The organism is Streptomyces sp. NRRL S-1813 (assembly GCF_000719605.1).
Taxonomy (GTDB): Bacteria; Actinomycetota; Actinomycetes; order Streptomycetales; family Streptomycetaceae; genus Streptomyces; species Streptomyces decoyicus.
The window spans coordinates 36,270-57,128 of record NZ_JOHB01000034.1; the positions used below are offsets into that span (position 1 = coordinate 36,270).

Here is a 20,859-nt window from a genome sequence, read left to right on the forward strand (position 1 = left end):
TCGGCGTGGCGGCGCGCCGCCGCCTCGGCCGTTCCCGCCTACCGGCTGCTCACGCTCTGGCCGAATGTCCCGCTGGTCGCCTGGCGCCGGGCTCCGTGCAGCGCCAGGGCTATGGCTGACGCCATTGCCGTCGCCGCCGTCGGAGCTGAGCCGCAGCGGGTATCCGGTGGTCCGCCGACGCACTGCGCTCGCGTTGCGTGGCCCTTCCGCCGAGCTGACCCTGAAGAAGAAGCCCGTCCCATCGGGGGCCGGGTGCGACGCCGATCAGGTTGTCGTCGGCCGAGTAGCGAGCGAGGCCGCGAGTCCAGGATTGCTTCAGCCTCGTCGCCGATCGCTCGGACCACTTCGGCGGCCGGGCGCACGCTGTCGACGAAGGACGCCGACTGGCCATCAGCGATGCCGTAAGCACGCAGCGCCACCGGCATACCCGCGGGAGTGCACGGCCCAGCGTGCGCCGTGCACTGCACCGCCGCAATCTGGACGCATGACCTATCGGTGCGCGACGAAAGGTGACCCATGAAGTTCGCAGTCATCGGCGGTACCGGTCTGATCGGGTCGCAGGTCGTGAAGAAGCTGAACGCCGCCGGGCACGAGGCCGTGCCGCACTCGCCGACCACAGGTGTCGACGTGATCACCGGCCAGGGCGTGGAGGAGGCGGTGGCCGGAGCGGACTGCATCGTCAATCTGACGAATTCCCCGACCTTCGACGACGCCTCTCCCGCCTTCTTCCGGACCTCGATGGACAACCTCCTGGCCGCCGGCCACAAGGGCGGGGTGGGGCACTTCGTCATCCTCTCGATCGTCGGCGCGGACCAGGTGCCCGACCTCGCCTACTACCGCGCCAAGGTCTTGCAGGAAGACATCCTCAAGGCCGGGCCGATCCCCTATTCGATCGTCCACGCCACCCAGTTCATGGAGTTCATCGACGCCTTCATGTCCTGGACCACCGAGGGCGACACCATCCGCCTGCCCACCACCCCACTCCAGCCGATCGCCGCCCAGGACGTCTCCGACACCGTCGCCGAAGTCGCCGCCGGTACCCCTCTGAACGGAACCCTCAGCGTCGGCGGGCCCGACGTTCATCCCCTCGACGAACTCGGCCGGATCACCCTGAACGCCCGGCCCGACGGCCGCACGGTCGTCACCGACGACACCGCCGGCATGTTCGCCGCCGTCGACGGCGATGTGCTCACCACCAAGGGCGACGCACGCATCGCGCCCACCCACTACACCGACTGGCTCGCCTGACCCGGCCGGCCCGCCACTGGAGACCTCACCATGTCGGACAACGAACAGGTGGCAGGCAGCGCCGAGAGTCAACCGCGCTCGGAAGCATGGAAAACGGCGCTCACCGTGCTGCAATCGGCGAAACCGCCGTTCGTTCCGGAGGGGGCGGAGGCGACGACGGTTCTCGTCGAGTTCCCTCCCGGCGATCCCGGCACCCCTCCGCACCGGCACTCGGGACCTGCCTTCGGCTACATGCTGGAGGGGGAGATGCTCTTCGAGCTGGAAGGTGAGCCGGAGCGGGTGATCAAGGCCGGGGAGACGTTCTGGGAGCCGGGCGGCGATGTCATCCACTACCAGGACGGAAACAACCGGACGGACTCCCGGAGCCGCTTCCTCGTCACCATGATGTGGGTCCTTGAGACGCTCGTTTTCGTCGTGGTTGCGGTCCTTGTCGCGCTCCAGCCCGACCCGGCGGGCGTGCAGCTGCTGCCCGTGGGTGCGCTGGGCGTCCTCGTACGCGGCGGATCCGGAGTGTCAGGTGGCGTCCAGGCCGGCGGAGACCGCGTCGGTGCGGTCGGGAGCGAGCTCTGCATACACCTCCTCCAGGAAGGCGGCGACGATCACCACGGTCGGCCGGTCCGGTCGGGCGGTACGGCCCAGCCGGGCCCAGGTCTGCACGTCGCGGGACCAGCGCTCGCTCCCGTGGAGAGCACGAGGTAAAGGCCGTCGGTGCCGGTGGGGCGGGCGGCTGCCCTACGCCCGGGCGGAGGGCGAGGTGTACTTCCAGGGTCCAGAATCCGACGAGGGTGCGTCCCGACGCCTGATGGAAGCCCTCGAGTGGCGCGAGGGGTGAGGCGTTGCCCGGATTCCGGTGCATCCGGGAGTGCATCGATGGCATTGCTCGGGCTCCGATACGGCGGCGTCCCCAGCGGGTCCGCATGCTGTTCCGGCAGGGGGAGCCGAGCCCGTGCTCTGATTCCGATGAACTACGTTGATCATGCACGGACCGACGCCGGGACGTCGCATGGAGGATGAAGCTGCCTGTCGGCAAAGGGAGTTCAGCGACCTCCGCCCGAAGGCGCGCCACAGACGAGCCGGTCGGGGACGACGGCCGGCCAACGACTTCACCAGAATCGGAGAACAGCAATGCGGTACGAGTCGTCCGCGCGGCCCGACACGTCCGGTACACCCGCCACCGCGAGGCCGACCTCGCGTCGCCGGCTGCTGGGAGTGTCCGGCGCGGCCCTCCTCACAGCGGCGTGCAGTTCTACGGGGGGTAAGCAGTCGGGTGGTGAGGGGAGTGTGCAGCCGGACGCGAAGGGCGGCGGCGCACCCACGGGCGAGGCGCCGAACGGCGCGCTCGGGGTGAACTTCAACGAGGACCCCTCCGACATGAACTTCGCCCAGGTGAGGGCCCTTTCGGCGAAGTGGGTGCGCGGCTTCGTCCCGATGACGGACTACTTCGACACACATGCCCCGGCCCAGCAGCGGTCCATCGCCAGGCTTCTCGACGCGAGCGGGAACGACTTCAGGACGATCCTGTCACTGAAGTTCCCCTTCCTGGCTCTCGGGCAGTCGCTTCCCAAGGTGGGCAGCGAGGAGATGGGAGCGCAGCTGAAGCGCGTGGACCGGGTGCTGCACGCTGTCATGGGGAAGATGGACATCCTCACCATCGGCAACGAGCCCTTCCTCGAGACCATGAAAGATGAGCGCGATGCGCGCCTCAATGTGTTCTACGAGCACGTCGCCGAACACGTCATCGCCTACCGCAGGAAGAACTTCCCGCAGGGCTGCAAGACCCGCCTGTACATGGGGGCGCTCAATCGCCTCGACGCGAAGGAAGGGCGCACGAAGGCCACCGAGCGGTGGGTCGGCTTCGTCAACAGGAAGCCGGAGATCGAGGGCCTCGACATCCATCCGCACGTCGACTCCTTGCAGGCGGCCGGCAGGTACGTCCAGTACGTGGTGTCCCGCCTGGACGAGAGCAAGAAGTTCCTCGTCACGGAGTTCTCCCTGGTGCAGCACTGGGAGAACCACATGAGCGACAAGGTCCCGGCGGGCTATGCCGAGAAGTACAAGGTGCCCCCGAACACCCGGGTGTGGCAGGTGATCGGCAACGCGTTCGAGAAGCCCTTCCCCCAGAAGAGGTGGGACGACTTCCTCGCGATGAGTCCGTGGTTCGCATCCCACAAGGACTATCTGACGCAGCAGGTGCAGATGTTCCGGGAGACTGGGAAGCTCGCGGTGGCCACCTACGGGGTGGCCCAGATCGAATCGATGCAGACGGGCTGGGACGCTGACAAGAAGCCGTGGATCCTCAACCCCCTGTACGCGAACCGCACTGTCAGGGAGGAAAACGGAAGGGTCGGACGGACCACCGTCTGGTTCGACTCGTTCCGTGCCCTCCAGGATTCCTGAGCGACTCACCGGCACTGCTCCCGTTCGTGCCCCGCAGGCGCGTACGGGGGCAGCGTGGTCGGCGATACCCATGCCGATACCGGCACGGCGTCCTCGCCGCGCGAGCGGAGGTGAGCCGGTCTCCCCATCCAGGGAGTCGGTCGGCGTTGCGTCCTCTCCGCGCAGGCGGAGGTGGGCCGGGGCGGCCCTGAACGACATCCGACAGGCGGCACCTTCGTGCACCTGACCGGACGCTTCGAGGTGCCCGGCCCCGAACCCGCGCGCCTGACGGAATCCGAGTGGCAGAGCATGCGCCAGGAGGCGCGCGAACTGGAATACGTCTGGCAGGTGACGTACCAAGCCCTGATCGAGGCAACGCACGCCGAGCCGGCACTGCGCGCCCTCTACCCGTTCACGAGCCATTGGGCGCTGCGCTTCTCGACCACCACCCGCCCTCGCCTGACCATCGTCGGACCGTGCCTGACCGCGGGCAGCGACGGCATGTACGGGGTGGGCAGGGGCTTCATCACTCCGGACCTCGGCCGGTTCGCCACGGCGCACGAGGCCGTGCAACTGGCCGCGCACCAGCTGCCGTCCGGCCTCGGCCCGGTCGCGCTCGGCGAATGACGCTGCTCGGCGCCGGGTCGCGGACCCGACGTACTACGTGATGGCAGGAGGCACGTCGGTACTGGTGCATAACTCATCCTGCGATCACATCGCTCCAGGCCTACAGAAGGCGGATGGAAATCCAGACGCGCTCGATGAGTTCGGAATGGAGCAGGGGCGGCTACTGACAAAGAATGGCCGGGGAGTGGCGCTCGGCACAAGAAGCTGGAGTCATTTCTCGCTCCAGAATCCCGCACACACACATATCGTTCAACCTGAATGGGATCTGTGATCCCGTCACCTCCGCGCGTGCGGGTAAGTCGGCCGATCCGGGTCACTTCGAAAGGCTGACGGACTGGGAGCAGCACCAAGTCAGCCAGAGTCCACACGCATGGGATAGGACTACCTGGTATCGAGGAGGTCGCCCGGTTGACAATCCATTCGGATGGCGCTGCCAGTTCCGCGATCCTGTTCAGGTCTGAACGCACCTTCACGGCCTGACGCTATGGCGTTGGCCACTCTCAGCTGCTCCTTCGCGCAGTCCCTGACAGTCCAGACGCCGGGTGCCTGGACCTGCTCTTCGAAGATGCGAAGGCCATGCAACTGGTGACTCACCATGAATCGATTGAGCTTCATCCGGCAGGCGAGAATGAAGCTCAGCAGATTCTGGATTTCTCAGGAGTGGCCTCCACTTGGAGGGGACGATATCTCTGCGCCTCCCTTCGCTCCAGAAGCGGTTCAGGGTTTGTATGGTGCGGAAGAATCACCGCTCTGCATGGTGGAGATGACCCATTCGGACCTCAAGGAGGAATTGAGGAACGTGATGTCATGTGGAGCATTCGCCGGTAATCGTGTGCGAGTCGGCCAATAGCCGAGCACGGTTCATGGAGTCGGGCCAGCACCATAGATCGCTGCTCGACAAAAAGCCGCAGAGGCCCCTCGGGATTGCCCCTGAGGGGCCTCTGGGTGTCTTGACAGCAACGGTCGGCGATGAGCAGCCCCCTCGCATGCCCGTACAGTCAGCGACACTACAGCCGACGAAGCGGAGATCATCGCCGCAGACGCGCCCTTGTGATTCATCGACAAGAAGGGGCGGTTGACACCCGTCATCGTCGTAGCGTGTTTTCACCCGCCGGCGAGCGCCGTCCGCACCGACGCAGTATCGGCCCGTCCCTTCTCGTAGACCGTGAGGCCCCGTGCCAGGTGGAGCGGCACCAGTAGCAGTTCGACGACGAGGGCCTTCCAGGCGTAGACGAGGTTGACGGCCTTGGTCGCGTAGACACAAGGGATGTTCAACAGCACGCTCGCCAGCGGGAGTTTGCGGCGACGGGCGGCGTAGATGAGTGGTGGTGTGGTCAGCAGGAGTTCGGCTCCGGCCCACCAGAGGAAGGCGAGCGCGGGTGGTTGACCGGTTGTCGCGATGATGACGAACGGCGTCGCCCACCACAGCGGTGCGGTCAGGATCTCCAGGAGGGCGAGGAGCACCCAGACCGCCAGCAGCGGTTTGTGCACGACCAACCGTCCGAGGTGCAGCCGGACGTTCTGGCAGAAGCCGGCCATCCAGCGCCAGACCTGTTTGCGCAGGTAGGTGAGGTCTTCCGGGTCGGCGGCGAGGGCGACCGCGTCGGAGACGTAGACGGCGCGTCTGCCGGCGATCTGCTGCGACCAGGTGTAATCCATGTCTTCGACGATGGTCCGCTCGGGGAATCCGCCGAAGGCCATCAGGTCGTCGCGGCGGAAGACGGAGCAGCAACCCGAGCACACCATGGGGCTGTTGGCACGGGCCTGGATGGGGCGGTGCCAGTGAAACCCGAAGAGATACTCGGTGGAGCGTCCGCGCTCCCAGACCGTGCGGGTTCGGCGGGTGCGGACCGTGCCTGCCGCGACCGAGACATCGGGGTCGTCGAAGACGGGCACGACGGTCTCGATGTAGTCCGGTGCGAGGACGGTGTCCGCGTCGACGGCCAGTACGAGGTCGGTGGTGCAGTGCGGAAGGGCGTAGTTCTGGGCCTTGGCCTTGCTGCCGAGATTGTGCGGCGGGCGCAGCACGGTGACGCCGTGTGACGCGGCCACCTCGCCCGTACGGTCCGTGGAAGCGTCGTCCACGACCAGGATCCGGTCAGGCCGGACCGTTTGACACGCGAGGGACTCCAGCGTGGCGGGCAGTCCCTCCTCCTCGTTGTGAGCAGGCACGATGACGGTGATGGTGTGCAACTCGGTCTCCCCCTGTCTTGCGGATCGCGCTGACTACGACCGTGAACAGTCCGATCACGCCGTAGAAGATGGTGCTGATGCCGATGAACGGCAGTCCTCCGTGCATGTCTCCGACGGTAGGGCGAATGCGCCGTCCGCGGTTCCGGAGGATCCCTCCTGTGGATAACCCGGCGTTACGGCTTTCGCGCTGCCGGATGGCCCGGCCGGGACAGCTTGGGCGCGCACCCGGCCTCACCGTCCGTGTGTGCAGCCCGCATTCGGGAGGGCCTTCAGAAAGTTCGGCGCACCGTGCCCAGAAGATGACATAGAGTCACCTGATGCCCGCCCAAGTGCGGACTCTTTCATTTTTATGGGGGTTTCAGTCATGTCATCTGGCTCTGCCGGCTTACCTGCCGACATAACTGCCGGAGGCTCCGTGGTCCGGTCGCCCAAAGCGCTCGCGAACGCGGTCACCGTGCTGCTCGCGCTGGTCATCGGCGTCGACGTCTTCGCCGTCCATGCCGGACTCAACATCCATGCGCTGCTGGGCAGTCTGCTGTCCACGCCCCGTTACGAGCTGGCGCAGGGCGATGACCTCTACGGGTTGTCCGGCACCTTACAGCTTGTGTGCACGCTCGCCACGGCCACGGTCTTCATCGTCTGGTTCTACCGCGTCCGCGTGAACGCCGAGGGTTTCGCCCGGGACGTGTGCACCATGAACCGGGCGTGGGCCGTCGGCGCCTGGTTCGTACCGATCGGCAATCTCTGGCTGCCGTACCGCTTCGCCAAAGAAGTCTGGGACGCCAGCGCCCAGTCCACGGCGGACGGTGCCCGGCGTGAGGTCTCACACCGACGGGTAACGGCCTGGTGGACGACGTGGATCGCGGCCTTGGCGGTCGACAGGGCCGGCGCCTCTCTCTACAAGAACGCCGAGACCCCGCACGCGCTCCAGCAGGCCACGAGCGTCGTGCTGCTGTCCGATCTGCTCGATATCGCGGCGGCTGCGCTCGGGATCCTTTTCGTGCGGAAGCTGTCCCGCATGCAGCAGGTGAACCCCGGGAGCTGAGGCGCGGGTGCCGCTGCGGGCGGCGGCACTCCCTGCACCTCGTCCGGGTGGCCCCGGTCCGGGACGTGGCCTCGTCCCGTCGACGAGGACACGCGGCAACCCGGAGCACGAGCCCTCTCGACACACCGTCGCGGAACGCACAACGACGCCGGCCGCCGCGCCCCGTGGGGGCGAGCACGACGGCCGGCGCGTAGAGCTGAGGACGTGAGCTGGTTACTCGACGACCTTCAGCAGCTTGTTGGGCGTGCCCTCGCTCGGGTTGGAGATCTTGTCGGCCGTGGCGCCGGCCGTCAGGGCCTTCTCCACGTCCGCCGGCTTGGCGTCCTTGTGACCGGCCAGGTAGACGGCGGCGGCACCCACGACGTGCGGGGTCGCCATCGACGTACCGGAGATGGTCTTGGTGGCGTCGTCGCCGCTGTTCCAGTCCGAGGTGATGTCGGAACCGGGCGCGTAAAGGTCGACCGCAGTGCCGAAGTTGGAGAAGTCGGACTGCTCGTCATCCTTGGTGCTGGAAGCCACGGTGATGGCCTCCTTCACGCGTGCCGGGGAGCTCTGGCCCGCGTCGGAAGACTCGTTGCCCGCCGCGACACCGAAGGTGACGCCGGAGTCGATGGCCTTCTTCACGGCCGTGTCCAGGGCCTCGTCCACGCCACCGCCGAGCGACATGTTGGCGACCGAGGGGCCCTTGTGGTTCTTGGTGACCCAGTCGATGCCCGCGACGACCTGCTCGGTGGTACCGGAGCCCTCGCCGTCGAGGACCTTGACGGCGACGACCTTGGCCTTCTTGGCGACACCGTGCTTGGTACCGCCGATGGTGCCCGCGACATGCGTGCCGTGGCCGTTGTCGTCCTCGGCTTTGTCGCTCTTGTCGATGGCGTTGAAGCCGTACGACGCGCGACCGCCGAAGTCCTTGTGGCTGATGTGGATGCCGGTGTCGATGACGTAGGCGGTGACGCCCTCACCCGCGGCGTCGGGGTAGTTGTACTTCTTGTCTCCCTTGGTGTCCGCCTGGTCGATCCGGTCCAGGCCCCACGACGGCGGGTTGTCCTGGGCCTCGTTGATGTGGAACTTCTTGTTCTGTACGACCTTGTCGACGGACGGGTCGGCGGCGAGCTGCCTGGCCTCTTCCGCACTCAGGCCGGACGCCGAGAAGCCGTCGATGGCGGAGGTGAAACTCCGCTTGACCTTGCCGCCGTACTTGGAGGCCAGGTCGCCGCTCTCGGCGGTACGCACCGACTTCTTCAGCATGACGATGTAGCTGCCGTTCACGGCACCCTTGGCCTCGGCTCCGTAAATCTTGCCTTCGGCGGCCGGCGACGCACCCGCGGTGACCGCGGTGACCGCGGCGATACCGGTGGCGGCGACCGCGGCGGATATCGCTGTGACGAGCCGCTTCTTGCTGGAACGCTTGTGAGCCATTGCGGAGGGTTCTCCTCGTTCGTGGTGTGGGGGGAAAGCGTTGCGCAATAGCCCGAAGAGACCGGAAGATCTACGTCGGGCTGGTTCGAAACCCTGTCTGATTGATGAGTTCAATTCAAGGCCAGCCGGAGCGTGTGAGATAGACAACAAGCCCGCTGTAATGGGAAATGTTTCAGAAGCGGTCAAAAGGAGCCCGGAGTTGAACCCGAGGGACTCAACTCCGTTTACACAGCGGCAACGGAGAGTGTTGCCGGGGTGAATGACGCGTCAGACCGAGGGGAACGCCACGGCCGCACGTACGCGTCACGTCAGTGCGCATTCCTGCCCATGTCGCCCTGAATCGGGGGGAGTTGATGAGCGCGGATTCGACGCGCACGCATCGTGGGCCCGTCTACTGCCTCCGGGCGCCTTCGCCAACCGGCTGTTGCCGGAGCCAGCCGGGCCGCTATGCATGCGCGTCCCCCGTCAGCGCTGGTACCGGGCCAGGACCAGATTGCCGTCCTCGACGAGTCGCTTCCGCAAGGTGTCCAGGCCGATCGCGCCGCTGTAGTACTCCTGGAGGCCAGGGGTGGCGATCTTGTCCTTCCACTCCGGATAGCCACGGACGGACTGCGCCGGGGCGGAGCGGAGGGAACTCGCCAGGGCGGTGCCCGTCGCCCAGTCATACCGGGCGACCCGTAGCGCCGGATCCTTCAGCGCCTCCCGGCCCGTCGGCAACAGCCAGTCCCCCAGCGCCAGCCGGACCATGTTCGGCGGGCGGAGGAGAAAGCCGATGAAGGCCATCGCCGCTTCCTTGTGCGGGCAGTCCTCGGCGATCGACAGGGTCTGCGGGCTCACCCCCTGGTCCAGCGCGGTGCCCTTGGGGGCCGGCAGCACCGTCCAGTCGAAGCCCTTGGGCGCCTGCTGGGCGATCTGCTGACGGTAGGAGAAGCCGAGCGGCACCATCGCATAGCGTCCGGCGAAAAAGCCCGGGAGGGTGTCGGAGCCGCCCATGCCCAGGGTCGTACGGGAGGCGCTGCGGTCGACGTTCACCTGGTCGTGGATGGTGCGCGGTACCAGCTGGTCGACGGCGTCGAACCGGACCTCCACCTTGCCGTCGGGGCGCCGGTGGAACATCCGGCCGCCCGTGGAGAGGGCGAGGTTGAGGGTGGCCGAGACCGGTTCCTTCAGCGGCCAGGCGACGCCGTACTCGGCGCCGCGGGCCAGCCGCTGCGCCACCTCCTCGAACTCCTCCCAGGTCCAGGGGTGTTCGGGGGTGGGGATGCGGACTCGGGACCGTTGCAGCTTTGCGCGGTTCGCGATCAGCACCCGCGGTTCCTGGAGGAACGGGACGCCGTAGATCTTGCCGTCGAATGTGGCGGTCTCCCAGCTCTGCCGGGGGATGTCGCGGGTGAGGCGCGGCGGCAGGAGGGTGGTGAGGTCGGCGAGGTCCCCGCCGTAGGCGAAGTCCGCGAGGTCGTCGGAGGCGTCGTGGATGATGTCCGGCGCCTCGCCGCCCTCGAAGGAGGTCAGCAGCTGGTCGTGGACGGTGGGCCAGGCGCCCTGGACGTACTGCACCTGGACGTCGGGGTGTTGCCTGTTCCACTCGGCGACCAGTTGTTTGTTGACCTTGAGGGAATCCTGCTGCCAGGCCAGCGACTGGAAGCGCAGGGCGATCCGGCCGCCGTCCGCGCGCCCCCGGCGGTCGTCGGAGCAGCCCGGCAGCAGGGCCGCGGCGGGCAGTGCGGCGGCGGTCGCGAGCAGACCCCGCCGGGTGAAACGGGCCGGGTGCGGGGGCGTGTGGGCGTAACGCATCAGCTCTTCACCGCCCCGGCGAGCATGCCGCCCGTGATCCGCCGCTGGACGACGGCGAAGAGGAGCAGGCTCGGGAGCGTGGCGAGCAGCGCGGCGGCGGCGAGCGGGCCGAGGTCGGCGACGCCCTCCGTCCCGAGGAAGTGGGTCAGCACGACCGGCAGGGTCTGTTTCTCCGGCGACTTCAACAGGACCAGGGCGAAGAAGAACTCGTTCCAGGCGGTGATGAAGGAGAACAGCGCGGTGGCGACAATGCCCGGAGCGAGCAGCGGCGCGGTGACCGAGACGAGGGTACGCAGCCGGCCGGCACCGTCCACGGCCGCCGCCTCCTCCAACTCGGGTGGTACGGAACGGACATAGCCGGTCAGCATCCACAGTGCGAACGGCAGCGACCAGACCACATAGACCATGATCAAGCCGATCCGGGAGTCCACCAGATGGAGCCCCTTCAGGATCAGGAACAGCGGGATGATCACCAAGACGAGCGGGAAAGCCTGGCTGATCACGACCCAGCCGGTGGCCGCCCGCGAGAGGCGGTTGCGGTAGCGGCCCAGGACATACGCCATCGGGGTCGCCAGCACGATCGCGATCAGCGCGGAGACCGCCGCGGCCAGCAGGCTGTTGCCCGCGGCAGCCGGCAGCGGCTGCTGTGCGAAGGCCTGGTGGAAGTTCTCCAGGGTGGGCGCCTCGGGTATCCACGTGGGATGCATGCTCCCGAGTTCCCGCGGCGGCTTGAAGGCGGTGGAGATCAGCCAGAGGAAGGGAAAGGCGAGGAAGACGAGATAGCCGAGGAGTGCGGCGTACTGGCCGGTGCGGGTGGCGGTGCGGCGCGCGGTGCCGGCGCGCCCCGCACCGCGCGGGGCGCTGCCGCGTCCCGGGGCGCCGAGGTCCTTCGTGCCGCCGCCCTCCTTCGTACCGTCGCCGTCCTTCGTGCCGTCGCCGTCCGTCCCGCTGCTCTTGGTTCCGCCGATGTCCGCGCTGCCGCTGTCGTGGGTGCCGCTCACCGCTCGTCGTCCCCCTTCAGCCGGCCGGCCAGATAGACGGCCAGCAGGACCGAGATCACCGCGACCATCGCCAGGCCCATGGCGGCGGCATAACCGAACTGCCCGTAACGGAAGGCCTCTTCGTAGGCGAACAGCATCGGCAGCCGGGTCCGGCCGCCGGGCCCGCCGTCGGTCAGCACGAAGACCAGGGCGAAGGAATTGAAATTCCAGATGAACTTGAACCTAGTTACTTCCCCAGACTCACAGCCTGCGCGAATCTCAACCCGTAGCGCCCTGACCTGCCACTTCTCCCCCTTTGATTGACCAGAGTTGGTCCTAGTTATTCACTGGTTAACCATGATCATCTCCCGTACGTTTCCCACTCCGCCCCCAGACGCACAGAAGCCGACCCCGGGCCGCGCACCTTGGGGGGTGTCACAGCGGCCCGGGGTCGGCGATTGAGAGGCCTCGAAGAGGCGAGGCCGTTAGTCGCAGAAGGCCCACGAGGGGGCGCCTTCTGCGGTTAACGACCCTTCACCCATGGGAACACGTTTTCGATTCATCACGCAATCACTCCATGGAGTGATCCAACTCTCATGATCGAAGAATGTACCGTCCAAGGTACAGACATTTGATCTTGATCGGTTGAGCGTTGTCGAGTGCCGACCGATCCGCTGCCCGACTGGGTACCCACCCGCCGACGAGCTATCGGGCTGGCCATCAGATCTGCACGACTCCACCGGGGACTCACACAAGAAGCACTGGCCGAACTCGCCGGGGGCTTAGACCGAAAAACGATCTCTCGTATCGAGAACGGTCATATGTCTCCCATCCTCGACCACCTGCTGCTCATCGCCTCCGCGCTCGGCGTCCCGCTATCTGCACTCGTACGGGATTCGTAGCCGAGGCGACCAGCAGAGTGGTGGCCTACCTCAGCCAGGCCGGCTCCAGCGCGCGCATCTCGTCACGATGCGCGCGCACCACCTCGAAGAAGGCAGCCGGGTCGCGCTCCACCGTCGCCGACAGCTCGGCATACAGGGCGTACGCGTCCGCGGTCATCTCGTACAGGCAGCCAGGCGCCGCGCATCTCCACCAGTCGGCAGACGTGCTGGCAAGAGTGCCGCCGCACTGAGGACACGGCGTCACGCTGGCTGAAGCTGCTCCATCACCGACAGGCTGGTGCTCGCGAGCACGCCCTCGGCCTCAGCCATCAGCGCAGGGTCCGTCAGCCGGAGGTGGCCGACGTGCACGGTGTGGTGGCCGTACACGCTCTTGGCTGTGGTCCCCTGCGGCTGGAGACTACGTACCGTCTGATGTACGTCCAGTTCCCAGGCGGCCGAGGGTGCGTTGAACGTGCCGGGCTTCGGCGTCACCCGGGCACTCCACCCGAGGCAAGTGAGCCACGAGCCGAAAGCGTTGGGCCCCTGAGGGCCGTAGCCGCTCGGTGCGTGCCGCGCGGCCACGTCCATGAGCGTCGGCATTCCGTCCACCAGGTCCGGCCGCGGGATCACGCCGATCACTGCCTCGCCCCCGCCCTCCCCTGTGGATGCGTAGGCGACGATGCAACGCCCCATCGGTGAGTTGTGCAACTCCGACCAGCGGTGCAGCAGCGGAAATACGGTGATCTGGCTGGTTCCGGACATCATGCGTGCCATCTGTCTGTTCCTCCTCGGGGAGAGGCCCCGCGCTGAGTCTTCCAGCGCGGGGCCGACGTACCTAGCTGATCACCGATTCACGTCGGTTAGTTGTCGCCGCAGCCCTGCGAGGGGTTGCCTTCCTGTCCGTCGCTGCCAGAGCCGGTCTCGCCCTGGCTGTTCTCCTCATCGCCCTTGACCACATCGAGCGGATAACGCATCCTGCACCTCCAGGTGCCGTGATCGACGGGGGTCTTTCCCCACGTCGGAGTGCACTTGCAGGGGCCTCTTCGTGAGGCCCGGACCCGTCCCGGTCGAGGAGTCCGGCCAAGGAAATTCGGCCGGGGCGGGGGTCTATTTGTGGGCCGACCGCCGCCGCGGTGAAGTGTGCGGCGGCCGGCCTTTCCGCGACGCCTCGGGGGCTCGGCGCAGCGGAAGTTCAGGAGGCTCGTTACAGTCCGGGCGGTGGCCTCCATGCGTCACCCATGACCGCCTCCGATGACCCCAACGATGATCACCAGCACGAGCGCGGCCAGACACGTCACGTACGTGGCGAGCCGCTGCCAGCGCTGGCCGCCGCGGTCCTGGCCGCGGCTGCCAGCGCTTCCCGAGGCGCTTCTCACGGGGGTGGGCGTCAGCACCTCGGGGGATCTGGAGGCATCGCGCGGGCGTTCTCCGCGACACCACGCGGCGGCGTCCTCGACGACCGCATCGGGGATGGCCGAGTCTGCCCGGCGCAGAGCGCACGGGAAACATAGGACCGCGGGCTTCGGCCAGGCCGGGGGCCACCACTTCCTGGCGTCCGTGCTCTCGCAGTCCTCGCAGCTCTCAGCCACGGCGCCCCTCCTTCGGTCGCAGCTGCTGCGGATCACCCGGCAGGCGGATACCGGCGCGCCGCGCGAGGATGCGGGCGACACCGTCCGGGACGGGCGGCACCACAGCTCCTGTTGCGCAGGCGCCGCAGCAAGTGACCGTGATCGCGGGCCCGGTGGCGGTGTCCACGGACACCAGACGCAGGCCGAGATTCGAGCCGCAGGCACAGTGGCTATCCATGGCCACCCCCGGTGCTGCCGACGGCGATCACGAACACGATCGCGGCAAGGCAGGTCCAGTAAGTGGCGATGCGTCGCTGCCGGCGCGTCATGACTGCCTCCCCACCAGCACAGCGCGGATGCTGTGGCGGTCCGACTCGCCGAACGTCGTGGCACTCCAGCCGCCGGCCTCGATGATGCGCTGTTGCAGGATCAGGCGGTGCGTGGTGTCGGTCGCGAGGCGGCCCCAGTCGTGGACGAGGCAGAGAACCTCACGCCGTCCCGCCTCGGCTTGCATCGAGTCGAGCAACGCGGACAACTGTGGCCGGTGCGTGCTCAGCGCGTCGGCGCCGCGGTCGAGCCACGGTCCGCCCGCCAGTACCCAGCCCTCACGGTCCGCGGAGGCGTGGCAGCCCACCATCCGCATCTCCAGCTCGCGGCGGGTGCGTAAATCACGGCTCGCGCACCGGTCGTAGACGAACGCCAGCGGCGCCTGTACCGCGCTCATGAGTGGGCCCCCGCGGCGTGCTGCTCCACCAGCCACTGGCAGTCCCGGGCCAGGCAACGGACCTGCATGTGTGCAGACACCAGGCCGTTGCCCAGGCCGATGGCGGTCTGGTACCGGATCGAGTTCAGGCGGTTCCGCACTTGGCCGTCGTCCGCCCCAGCTGGCGGGCGCTCGTCGACGGCGGCGTATAGCTCCGCGATGATGAGGAGCAGCGTCTGCTCCAGTGCCACCAGCTCGTCGTACGGCGGAGGGGGGCCCGACTGGAGGGCGACGCGGATCGTCTCGTCAATGTCCTCGACGGCGGGCCCGGTCACCGCTTGTCCACCATGCCGTCGGCGAGACCGAGGTGAGTGCAGAGCGTTGCGTGCAGTTCCTCGGCGTCCGCCCGAGACAGGACCAGGGGTACGTCCCCCTGGGGCTGGTCGACCATGTACAGAGCCAGGGGGACGCGGATCTCACCGGTATCGCTGACGCTGGACGTGGGCTCACCACGACGGGTTGAGGCGTGCCAGCCGGGCACACTCGCCATCGAAACTCCTACGGTCACGAGGAATCAACTCCTCGTGACCGTAAAGGTGGTGAGTGGCCGTCAGGGGGACAACTTGGCCCCCTGTGCCGCCTTGCCCTACGGAGCCGATACCCCGATTGCCTCGGCAAGGTCAGCAGCCTCGGAACGGAACGCACGCGGCGCCTTGCGCCAGAGATCAGCGGCCACCGCCCGCGCCGAGGGGGTGTACGCCACGGTCTCGTGGCTGATCTCGCGAGCGATGCCCATCACGTGCAACGCGGCGGTCCGATCCCCGCGCTGAAGATGCCCGCGCGCCACCTCAACCCACAGCCGCGAACGGCGTTCGAGTGACGGCATCACGTCCGGGTCAATCTCGTCGGACCGGCTCAACGCCGTACCGTTCTGACGGAGATCCGTGGCGACGGACACCCCATGAAAGTCCACGTTCGCCCGGCCGAACACGGTGCTCGGGTGGACGTACGCCGCTGGTAGGGACTTGGCGACCTGGTCACCTGCGTCCCAGTGCCGCCACGCGTCCCCATCCCGTCCGTCCCGGGCACACGTAACCGCCGCGTGCAGGTGCAGGGCGCCGTAGACGCCTCGCCAGTCGTCCGGCGCGCCGTCGAGGTGGGGGCGGATCAGGCTGGCGGCCTCGACGACCACGCGCAACGCCTCCTCCGGGTACGCGGTCTCGCGCAGGATGTTGCCCATGTTCCACGCCGCCGCGGCGATGGCCGCAGGATCGTCTGCCTCCTGCGCCGAGGACAACGCCCGGTCAGCCGCCACCCACGCCAGCTCGGCCGGCGCAACGTACGCCGTCGCCTGCCCGACGAGGCGGTATACGTCTGACAGGGCCACCAGCGCACGCCGACGCTGGTTGTCCTCAGCGGTGCGAGTCGCAGCCTCTGCCTGGCGGATCAGGTCAGGCAACAGGGCGCCAACCTCGGTGCGCTGGCGCTTCGACGTGTGCCACAACTGCCATGTCTGGTCGACCCGCCCCTGTAGTACAGCCATGTCCGGCGGCTCTGCGGCTGCGGGGGCAAGGGGACGGCTCATGACGGCCGACCAGATCGCTGGCATCGCGGGGTGGGACAGGCGCCCCTGCGGCACGGGCTGGGTGACGTCGGAAGAATCGCCGGTGATCATGGAGAGGTCCGATAGTTGGAGGGCCGCCGCCAGCCGGAGCAGCAGCGTGTGAGACCTGAGTTCGCGGGCGCCTGATTCGATCTTCTTCAGCCAGTCAGGGCCGCGGCCGCACAGTCCGGCGAGCACCGGGCGGGTCATGCCGCGGGACTCTCGAAGGAGCTGAATCCGCTCGCCTGTTGAGAGGTCCGCTGGGATGCTGTCAGGGTGGGTCATACTGAAACTCCGTTCTGACCTAGGCACTCAGAACGGTACCCCCGGCCGCCGGGGGAAGTGCAGCGATCGGCCCCGCCCATCTGGCGGGGCCGTCCTGTTCCGCACCGATTGTCGGCGCCAGGCCCTACCATTTACAGCATGGCGACCCCCTGCGCCCCGCTCTGTGCTGCCGAGGCCAACGAGGCGATACGCGCCTTCATGGCCGCCCGCACCGGACGGCCCCTGTGGTCCGACGAACAGACTGAGTACGAGCGATTGCTCGCCGTGTGGGCCGCCGCGAGTGCGACGGCCCACTGACGTCGAGCTATGCCTCGACGATCTCCTGAATGCGCTTCAGCTTCTCCTCGGCCGTCAGCGCGGACAGGTCGCCACCTGCGAGTCCGTCAAGGACCGACCGGACATTGACTTTCTCCGGGTACAGGATGGCGTCGAGGACGCGGGCCCGGGTGCTGTTGTCGCGCACGTAGATCCAGATCTCTTGCCACTGCCGAGGTTCGGTGTTGCACCGCGGGTCGAGCGTGGCGCGCGGGAAGAAGCCCAGCCCCTCGGCTTCGAGGCTGTCGCCGATCTCGCCCAGGATGAACTTGCCGAGCTTCCTGTAGCCCAGCTCCTCTCGCAGCGCACCCAGCGTGATCTTTGTGAGCCCCCCGCCCTCTTCCGCCTCGGTGAACGCACCCGTCAGCTCTGCCATGTTCGACGCCCCCTCATGTTCTGTACAGCTACGCTCCACATCATATTCCGATGTTGAGAATAAAAGCTAGAGGTGGGTGCGACGAAACGCCCCGCCCCTGCACACGGCAGGGGCGGGGCGTTGTCATGATCTGCGCCGTTCAGGGATCAGAACAGCCGGCGTTGTGGCACTCGGACCAGGTGACGGAGACGAGGGCGCCGGAGCGCCATCACGACGGCACACCAGCGCATCCGGATCAGCGGGCGACGACTGGAGCGAGTAACCGTCAGGGCAAGTCTGGCCGTCATGGCCATCGCGCCCGTCCTTTCCGTCGGCGCCGTCCTTCCCCGCAGGGCCCGGCTCGCCCTGCGGTCCTTGCGGGCCGGGGCTGCCAGCCGAGCCGGCTGCACCGTCGCTCCCCGGTGAGCCAGGTGAACCGTTACTGCCGTTCTCGCCAGCCTGTCCGTTCTTTCCCCCGCTTCCGGTCTTGCCAGTGGCGCCAGCTTTCCCGCTCGGGCCACTCGGGCCCGGCTCCCCGGGTTCTCCCTGCGGGCCGCGCGGGCCCCGGATCGTCTTGCCGGGGTCGCCACGGCTACCGGGCGGCCCGGCCACCGGTTTCTCCCCGAGGTTCTGTACCTGCCGCGCGAGCGCGTCCCGGGCCGAGTTGGCGTCCTGAAGTGCGCCGCTGACGTGCTGGACAGTGAGGACGATCCAGGCGACGACGGCCCCGAGCAGCAGTGCACCGGCAAGGGCGATGGCGTCACCGCGACGCCACCGCCTTTCCTCGGCTCTGAGCTTTGAGCGCGTCATGACCCAGCCCCCTGTATAAGGAGAATGACGACAGGTAGCAGAACCCCGATCAGCGGCACGACCACCGCGCCGATCAGCCACCGGCGGGTGGCCACCAACTTTTCCGAGTCCTTCTCACGCAACGTCTCCAGCGTGCTGACACGAGCGGCCAGCGCATCATGCCGCAGGTCGTAGAGCTTCTCATCGACCTTGGTATCGATGCGGCGGCCGAGTTCCGCGAGATCCTCCCGGAGGTCCGCGAGCCGATCCTCGACGCGCCGGGAGACCTCGCCGAGGGTCGGCTCATCGGACATACGCGGCTCCCGTCAGACGATCTGCGGGCCGGACGGCTGGGTGACCGGCGCCTGCGAACTCGACGGGGACACCTGCACCCGCGTCAGCAGCGTGAGCGCGGCGAGCACGAAGGTGTTGATGGCACCGATGGTTCCCTGGCTGACCTCGTAGCCGAAGGTGGCGACGAGCACCCCGCCCGCGGCCACCACCGTGGTGAACGCCTGCGGCGCGATCGGCCTAGTCAGCGCGGCGGCCACCGCGCCGAGGACCGCGGTCACGATGCCGACGATCGCGCCCGCCTGCGCCGCCGTCAGCCCGGTGAACCCGAGCGACACGAGCAAGCCGAGCACGGCCGACACGGCGTTCAGGATGACGACGGGCTCTCTACCGAAGATCTTCATGGTGTGTTCCGTTCTGCTGGATGACGCACCGGGCGGCACGCCGAAGGTGATCAGGAGAAAAGGAGCTTCCAGGTCAGGGGCCCCGGGTAGCCGTCGGCGTCACCCTTCAGCTCCTTCTTCGACAGCTGGAAATCGCGGACGTTCTGCCGATCTGATTCCGTCCACCGCGGGCCGGGCCCCGAGGTGTAGTGCCGGCCGAAGCCGCGCTTCTCCAACTGCTTGCCGAGCTGGGTCACGTACCGGTTGTTCGCGCCCACCCTGAAGTACTGCCGTCCGGGAAACGCCGGGACAGCGGCCGGCTTTGACGGCTTCGAGGGCGTGCTCGTCGAGCCGCCCGTACCGGCCGGACGGGGAGCACCCTTCTGCACCCACGCGTACAGGCTCGGCCCGGGGCAACTGGTGGCGTACCCGTCCCGGTGACCCTTGATCTCCGGGCCGGCGCCGTGCGCGCGCAGCAGCTCGATGCCGTCCCGGAGCGCCCCCAGCATGGCGTCCGTTGGCGCGACCAGGCCGGAGGAGCCGACCAGCCCCACGATCGCGTAATGCGCACGGTTCAGCGGCTGGTCACCGTTGGCGCCGGTCCTCTTGCCGATACCTCGGCCCTCCAGCAGGTAGCCGTGCGGGCACGCGGCAAAGTTGTACGCAACGTCGCTGTAACCCTCCTGGGTGTTGGCCAGGTGGCTACGGCGGATCGCCTTCCACTCGGCAAGGCACTCGTCATGGTCGGACAGCAGCCGGGCGCTGACCTCGGTGCCCTCGTAATGGACCTTCACGCCCTTGGTGCTGGTCTGCGTCGGGGCCGCCGAAGCGGGCCAGCCCAGCTGGCTCCGGGTGACAAGCTTCATGGTCAGCCTTCTCTCTGCGCTATCACGCGGGTGGCACCCATAAGGGCTCCAGAAACACGAGAGCCCCGGCCGGTTGGCTCGGGGCGTGAGGGGGGTGGTGGGTCAGGCCTGCTCTTCCGTGGCCATCACCGTGAAGTCCTGAGCGGGTGGTGGTGGCGGCTCGGGGCTGGGCTCCGGCGGAGGCTCCTCCCGGCCGAGGTCCACGAGGGTTTCGGTGTCACCGGCGGGTGCGCCTGTGGGATCCGGAGTGACGGGGACAGGCGTCGGCTGCGTGGGCATGCCGGGCTCCCTAAAGCGTGGTGGGAGGCGTGTCGAGGGGGAACCATTGGCCGTCCATGCCGATCCACTTCATGCCGTCAGTGCTGCTCGTAGCACCAGGCGGCGTGAAGGCAACGACTTGGCCATCGGTGCGCGCCTCGATCCTGCCGTAATAGATGCCGGCACCCATCTCCAGCGGCACGATCCAATAGCTGTACGTGGTCGGCCGCCATCCCACGGGTAGCGTGCCGAGCAGCCACTCGGTGCCGGTAGTGAACTGGCCGCCGGTCTGCCGGGCAATGCGACCACGGAACTGCACCGTTCCGTTGACGAAACGGTATCCAGGGCTACCTGAGTCGGCGACCATGCCGGAGGCATATGGGAAAACATGCCACGGGCCCGGTGTGATCGGGTACCAGCGGCTCCCGTCCCACCGGTCGATGCGGTCCTCGTCCACCAAGTCGGTGAGCATGCCGTGCGTTGGAGTGGGGATAGCTGCGGCCCGCGCGGTGGCGTTCTGGAACTTGAGGATGCCCGGGGATGCGAGGGCGTTGACGAGGGCGAGCAGAGCCTCGATGTTCGGTTCGTCTGCGAGCGTGGGCACTGGGATGCTCTGCCCGAGGGAGTCGGTGGTGGACAACGGGCGCTCCTCAGCTGGTCATGTCGGTGGTGACGACCTCGGTGCGTCGTATGTGCACCTCGACGGTCGGGCTCAGTGCCTCGAAGTACTGCCGCAGGGCGTTCAAGATTCCTTCCTCCGAGGCGCCGGGGAGCGGCACGGCGCCCGGGGCGGTTTGCAGGGTCATGTAGTAGCCGGTCTCGTACGCCTCGGTCTCGATGGCGTCGACGGTGAGGAACGGGTACTGCTGCGCCATGGCTC

At 67.7% G+C, this 20,859-nt stretch carries 25 protein-coding genes and 2 pseudogenes; 7 read left to right on the forward strand and 20 right to left on the reverse strand.

Annotation, left to right across the window (positions count from 1 at the left end):
- Nucleotides 1-516: 516 nt before the first annotated feature.
- From IF67_RS0132335 to IF67_RS39685, 4 genes and pseudogenes are all read left to right on the forward strand, one after another.
- Nucleotides 517-1,248, forward strand: coding sequence for an SDR family oxidoreductase (locus tag IF67_RS0132335; RefSeq protein WP_030991741.1), 732 nt, complete (start codon nt 517-519; stop codon nt 1,246-1,248).
- Nucleotides 1,249-1,278: 30 nt separating this feature from the next.
- Nucleotides 1,279-1,635, forward strand: a pseudogene (locus tag IF67_RS0132340) (cupin domain-containing protein); the annotation flags it as partial.
- 894 nt (nt 1,636-2,529) lie between these two features.
- Nucleotides 2,530-3,645: a hypothetical protein gene (locus IF67_RS39680; protein WP_234341470.1), complete on the forward strand. Its 1,116-nt coding sequence runs from the start codon at nt 2,530-2,532 to the stop codon at nt 3,643-3,645.
- 216 nt (nt 3,646-3,861) lie between these two features.
- Complete coding sequence (locus IF67_RS39685) at nt 3,862-4,251, forward strand: DUF6193 family natural product biosynthesis protein (protein WP_051818825.1); 390 nt, start codon at nt 3,862-3,864, stop codon at nt 4,249-4,251.
- A gap of 1,104 nt (nt 4,252-5,355) precedes the next feature.
- Here the strand turns inward: IF67_RS39685 and IF67_RS0132355 are convergent.
- On the reverse strand, nt 5,356-6,444 hold the full coding sequence (locus IF67_RS0132355; protein WP_030991746.1) for a glycosyltransferase: 1,089 nt from the start codon (nt 6,442-6,444) through the stop codon (nt 5,356-5,358).
- A 415-nt stretch (nt 6,445-6,859) separates the two neighbouring features.
- Here IF67_RS0132355 and IF67_RS0132360 point away from each other — a divergent pair, with 415 nt between their 5' ends.
- A complete protein-coding gene (locus IF67_RS0132360) occupies nt 6,860-7,489 on the forward strand; it encodes a DUF4328 domain-containing protein (RefSeq protein ID WP_037840147.1) in 630 nt (209 codons plus the stop codon).
- A gap of 213 nt (nt 7,490-7,702) precedes the next feature.
- Here IF67_RS0132360 and IF67_RS0132365 read toward each other — a convergent pair whose 3' ends face one another.
- The 4 genes and pseudogenes from IF67_RS0132365 to IF67_RS0132380 all read right to left on the reverse strand — a co-directional run.
- Nucleotides 7,703-8,908 carry a S8 family peptidase gene (locus IF67_RS0132365; protein ID WP_030991750.1) on the reverse strand — a complete coding sequence of 402 codons (1,206 nt, stop codon included), beginning with the start codon at nt 8,906-8,908 and terminating at the stop codon, nt 7,703-7,705.
- Between the two features lie 465 nt (nt 8,909-9,373).
- A complete protein-coding gene (locus IF67_RS0132370; protein ID WP_199812812.1) occupies nt 9,374-10,702 on the reverse strand; it encodes an extracellular solute-binding protein in 1,329 nt (442 codons plus the stop codon).
- The gene (locus IF67_RS0132375; protein ID WP_234341471.1) at nt 10,702-11,703 is read right to left on the reverse strand and encodes a carbohydrate ABC transporter permease; all 1,002 of its coding nucleotides are present in this window, start codon (nt 11,701-11,703) and stop codon (nt 10,702-10,704) included. Before IF67_RS0132375 ends, IF67_RS0132370 begins: the two co-directional genes overlap by 1 nt.
- Nucleotides 11,700-11,933, reverse strand: a pseudogene (locus IF67_RS0132380) (sugar ABC transporter permease); the annotation flags it as partial. The pseudogene IF67_RS0132380 and the gene IF67_RS0132375, both read right to left, overlap by 4 nt.
- A 408-nt stretch (nt 11,934-12,341) precedes the next feature.
- On the opposite strand from IF67_RS0132380, the gene IF67_RS42295 reads away from it, so the two are divergent.
- Nucleotides 12,342-12,584 carry a helix-turn-helix domain-containing protein gene (locus IF67_RS42295; RefSeq protein WP_030991756.1) on the forward strand — a complete coding sequence of 81 codons (243 nt, stop codon included), beginning with the start codon at nt 12,342-12,344 and terminating at the stop codon, nt 12,582-12,584.
- A gap of 25 nt (nt 12,585-12,609) precedes the next feature.
- Here IF67_RS42295 and IF67_RS45840 read toward each other — a convergent pair whose 3' ends face one another.
- The 8 genes from IF67_RS45840 to IF67_RS0132430 all read right to left on the reverse strand — a co-directional run bounded on the left by IF67_RS45840 (nt 12,610) and on the right by IF67_RS0132430 (nt 16,722).
- Complete coding sequence (locus IF67_RS45840) at nt 12,610-12,741, reverse strand: hypothetical protein (RefSeq protein ID WP_267959237.1); 132 nt, start codon at nt 12,739-12,741, stop codon at nt 12,610-12,612.
- Between the two features lie 83 nt (nt 12,742-12,824).
- A complete protein-coding gene (locus IF67_RS40530; RefSeq protein ID WP_051818826.1) occupies nt 12,825-13,337 on the reverse strand; it encodes a hypothetical protein in 513 nt (170 codons plus the stop codon).
- Between the two features lie 458 nt (nt 13,338-13,795).
- The gene (locus IF67_RS0132405) at nt 13,796-14,152 is read right to left on the reverse strand and encodes a hypothetical protein (protein ID WP_030991758.1); all 357 of its coding nucleotides are present in this window, start codon (nt 14,150-14,152) and stop codon (nt 13,796-13,798) included.
- Entirely contained in the window at nt 14,145-14,369 is a 225-nt protein-coding gene (locus IF67_RS43990) for a hypothetical protein (protein ID WP_158713197.1), read from the reverse strand. Before IF67_RS43990 ends, IF67_RS0132405 begins: the two co-directional genes overlap by 8 nt.
- 87 nt (nt 14,370-14,456) lie before the next feature.
- The gene (locus IF67_RS0132415; RefSeq protein ID WP_030991759.1) at nt 14,457-14,855 is read right to left on the reverse strand and encodes a recombinase family protein; all 399 of its coding nucleotides are present in this window, start codon (nt 14,853-14,855) and stop codon (nt 14,457-14,459) included.
- The gene (locus IF67_RS0132420) at nt 14,852-15,169 is read right to left on the reverse strand and encodes a DUF6415 family natural product biosynthesis protein (protein ID WP_030991760.1); all 318 of its coding nucleotides are present in this window, start codon (nt 15,167-15,169) and stop codon (nt 14,852-14,854) included. The genes IF67_RS0132415 and IF67_RS0132420 overlap by 4 nt, the downstream gene beginning before the upstream one ends.
- Nucleotides 15,166-15,384 carry a hypothetical protein gene (locus IF67_RS0132425; RefSeq protein ID WP_030991761.1) on the reverse strand — a complete coding sequence of 73 codons (219 nt, stop codon included), beginning with the start codon at nt 15,382-15,384 and terminating at the stop codon, nt 15,166-15,168. The genes IF67_RS0132420 and IF67_RS0132425 overlap by 4 nt, the downstream gene beginning before the upstream one ends.
- 96 nt (nt 15,385-15,480) lie before the next feature.
- Nucleotides 15,481-16,722, reverse strand: coding sequence for a helix-turn-helix domain-containing protein (locus tag IF67_RS0132430; RefSeq protein WP_030991762.1), 1,242 nt, complete (start codon nt 16,720-16,722; stop codon nt 15,481-15,483).
- A gap of 138 nt (nt 16,723-16,860) precedes the next feature.
- On the opposite strand from IF67_RS0132430, the gene IF67_RS44440 reads away from it, so the two are divergent.
- Nucleotides 16,861-17,019, forward strand: coding sequence for a hypothetical protein (locus IF67_RS44440; protein WP_199812813.1), 159 nt, complete (start codon nt 16,861-16,863; stop codon nt 17,017-17,019).
- Nucleotides 17,020-17,026: 7 nt separating this feature from the next.
- Here the strand turns inward: IF67_RS44440 and IF67_RS0132440 are convergent, their stop codons facing one another.
- The 7 genes from IF67_RS0132440 to IF67_RS0132470 all read right to left on the reverse strand — a co-directional run bounded on the left by IF67_RS0132440 (nt 17,027) and on the right by IF67_RS0132470 (nt 20,854).
- Nucleotides 17,027-17,413, reverse strand: coding sequence for a hypothetical protein (locus tag IF67_RS0132440; RefSeq protein WP_030991764.1), 387 nt, complete (start codon nt 17,411-17,413; stop codon nt 17,027-17,029).
- 785 nt (nt 17,414-18,198) lie between these two features.
- Nucleotides 18,199-18,495, reverse strand: coding sequence for a hypothetical protein (locus IF67_RS0132450; RefSeq protein ID WP_030991766.1), 297 nt, complete (start codon nt 18,493-18,495; stop codon nt 18,199-18,201).
- A 12-nt stretch (nt 18,496-18,507) separates the two neighbouring features.
- On the reverse strand, nt 18,508-18,876 hold the full coding sequence (locus IF67_RS0132455) for a hypothetical protein (RefSeq protein WP_030991768.1): 369 nt from the start codon (nt 18,874-18,876) through the stop codon (nt 18,508-18,510).
- 50 nt (nt 18,877-18,926) lie between these two features.
- A complete protein-coding gene (locus tag IF67_RS44445; protein WP_199812814.1) occupies nt 18,927-19,721 on the reverse strand; it encodes a peptidoglycan-binding protein in 795 nt (264 codons plus the stop codon).
- Nucleotides 19,722-19,823: 102 nt separating this feature from the next.
- A complete protein-coding gene (locus IF67_RS43995) occupies nt 19,824-20,000 on the reverse strand; it encodes a hypothetical protein (protein WP_158713198.1) in 177 nt (58 codons plus the stop codon).
- Between the two features lie 10 nt (nt 20,001-20,010).
- Nucleotides 20,011-20,619, reverse strand: a complete 609-nt coding sequence (locus IF67_RS0132465) for a hypothetical protein (RefSeq protein ID WP_030991771.1) — start codon at nt 20,617-20,619, stop codon at nt 20,011-20,013.
- A 10-nt stretch (nt 20,620-20,629) separates the two neighbouring features.
- Nucleotides 20,630-20,854 carry a hypothetical protein gene (locus IF67_RS0132470; protein WP_030991773.1) on the reverse strand — a complete coding sequence of 75 codons (225 nt, stop codon included), beginning with the start codon at nt 20,852-20,854 and terminating at the stop codon, nt 20,630-20,632.
- Nucleotides 20,855-20,859: the final 5 nt, after the last annotated feature.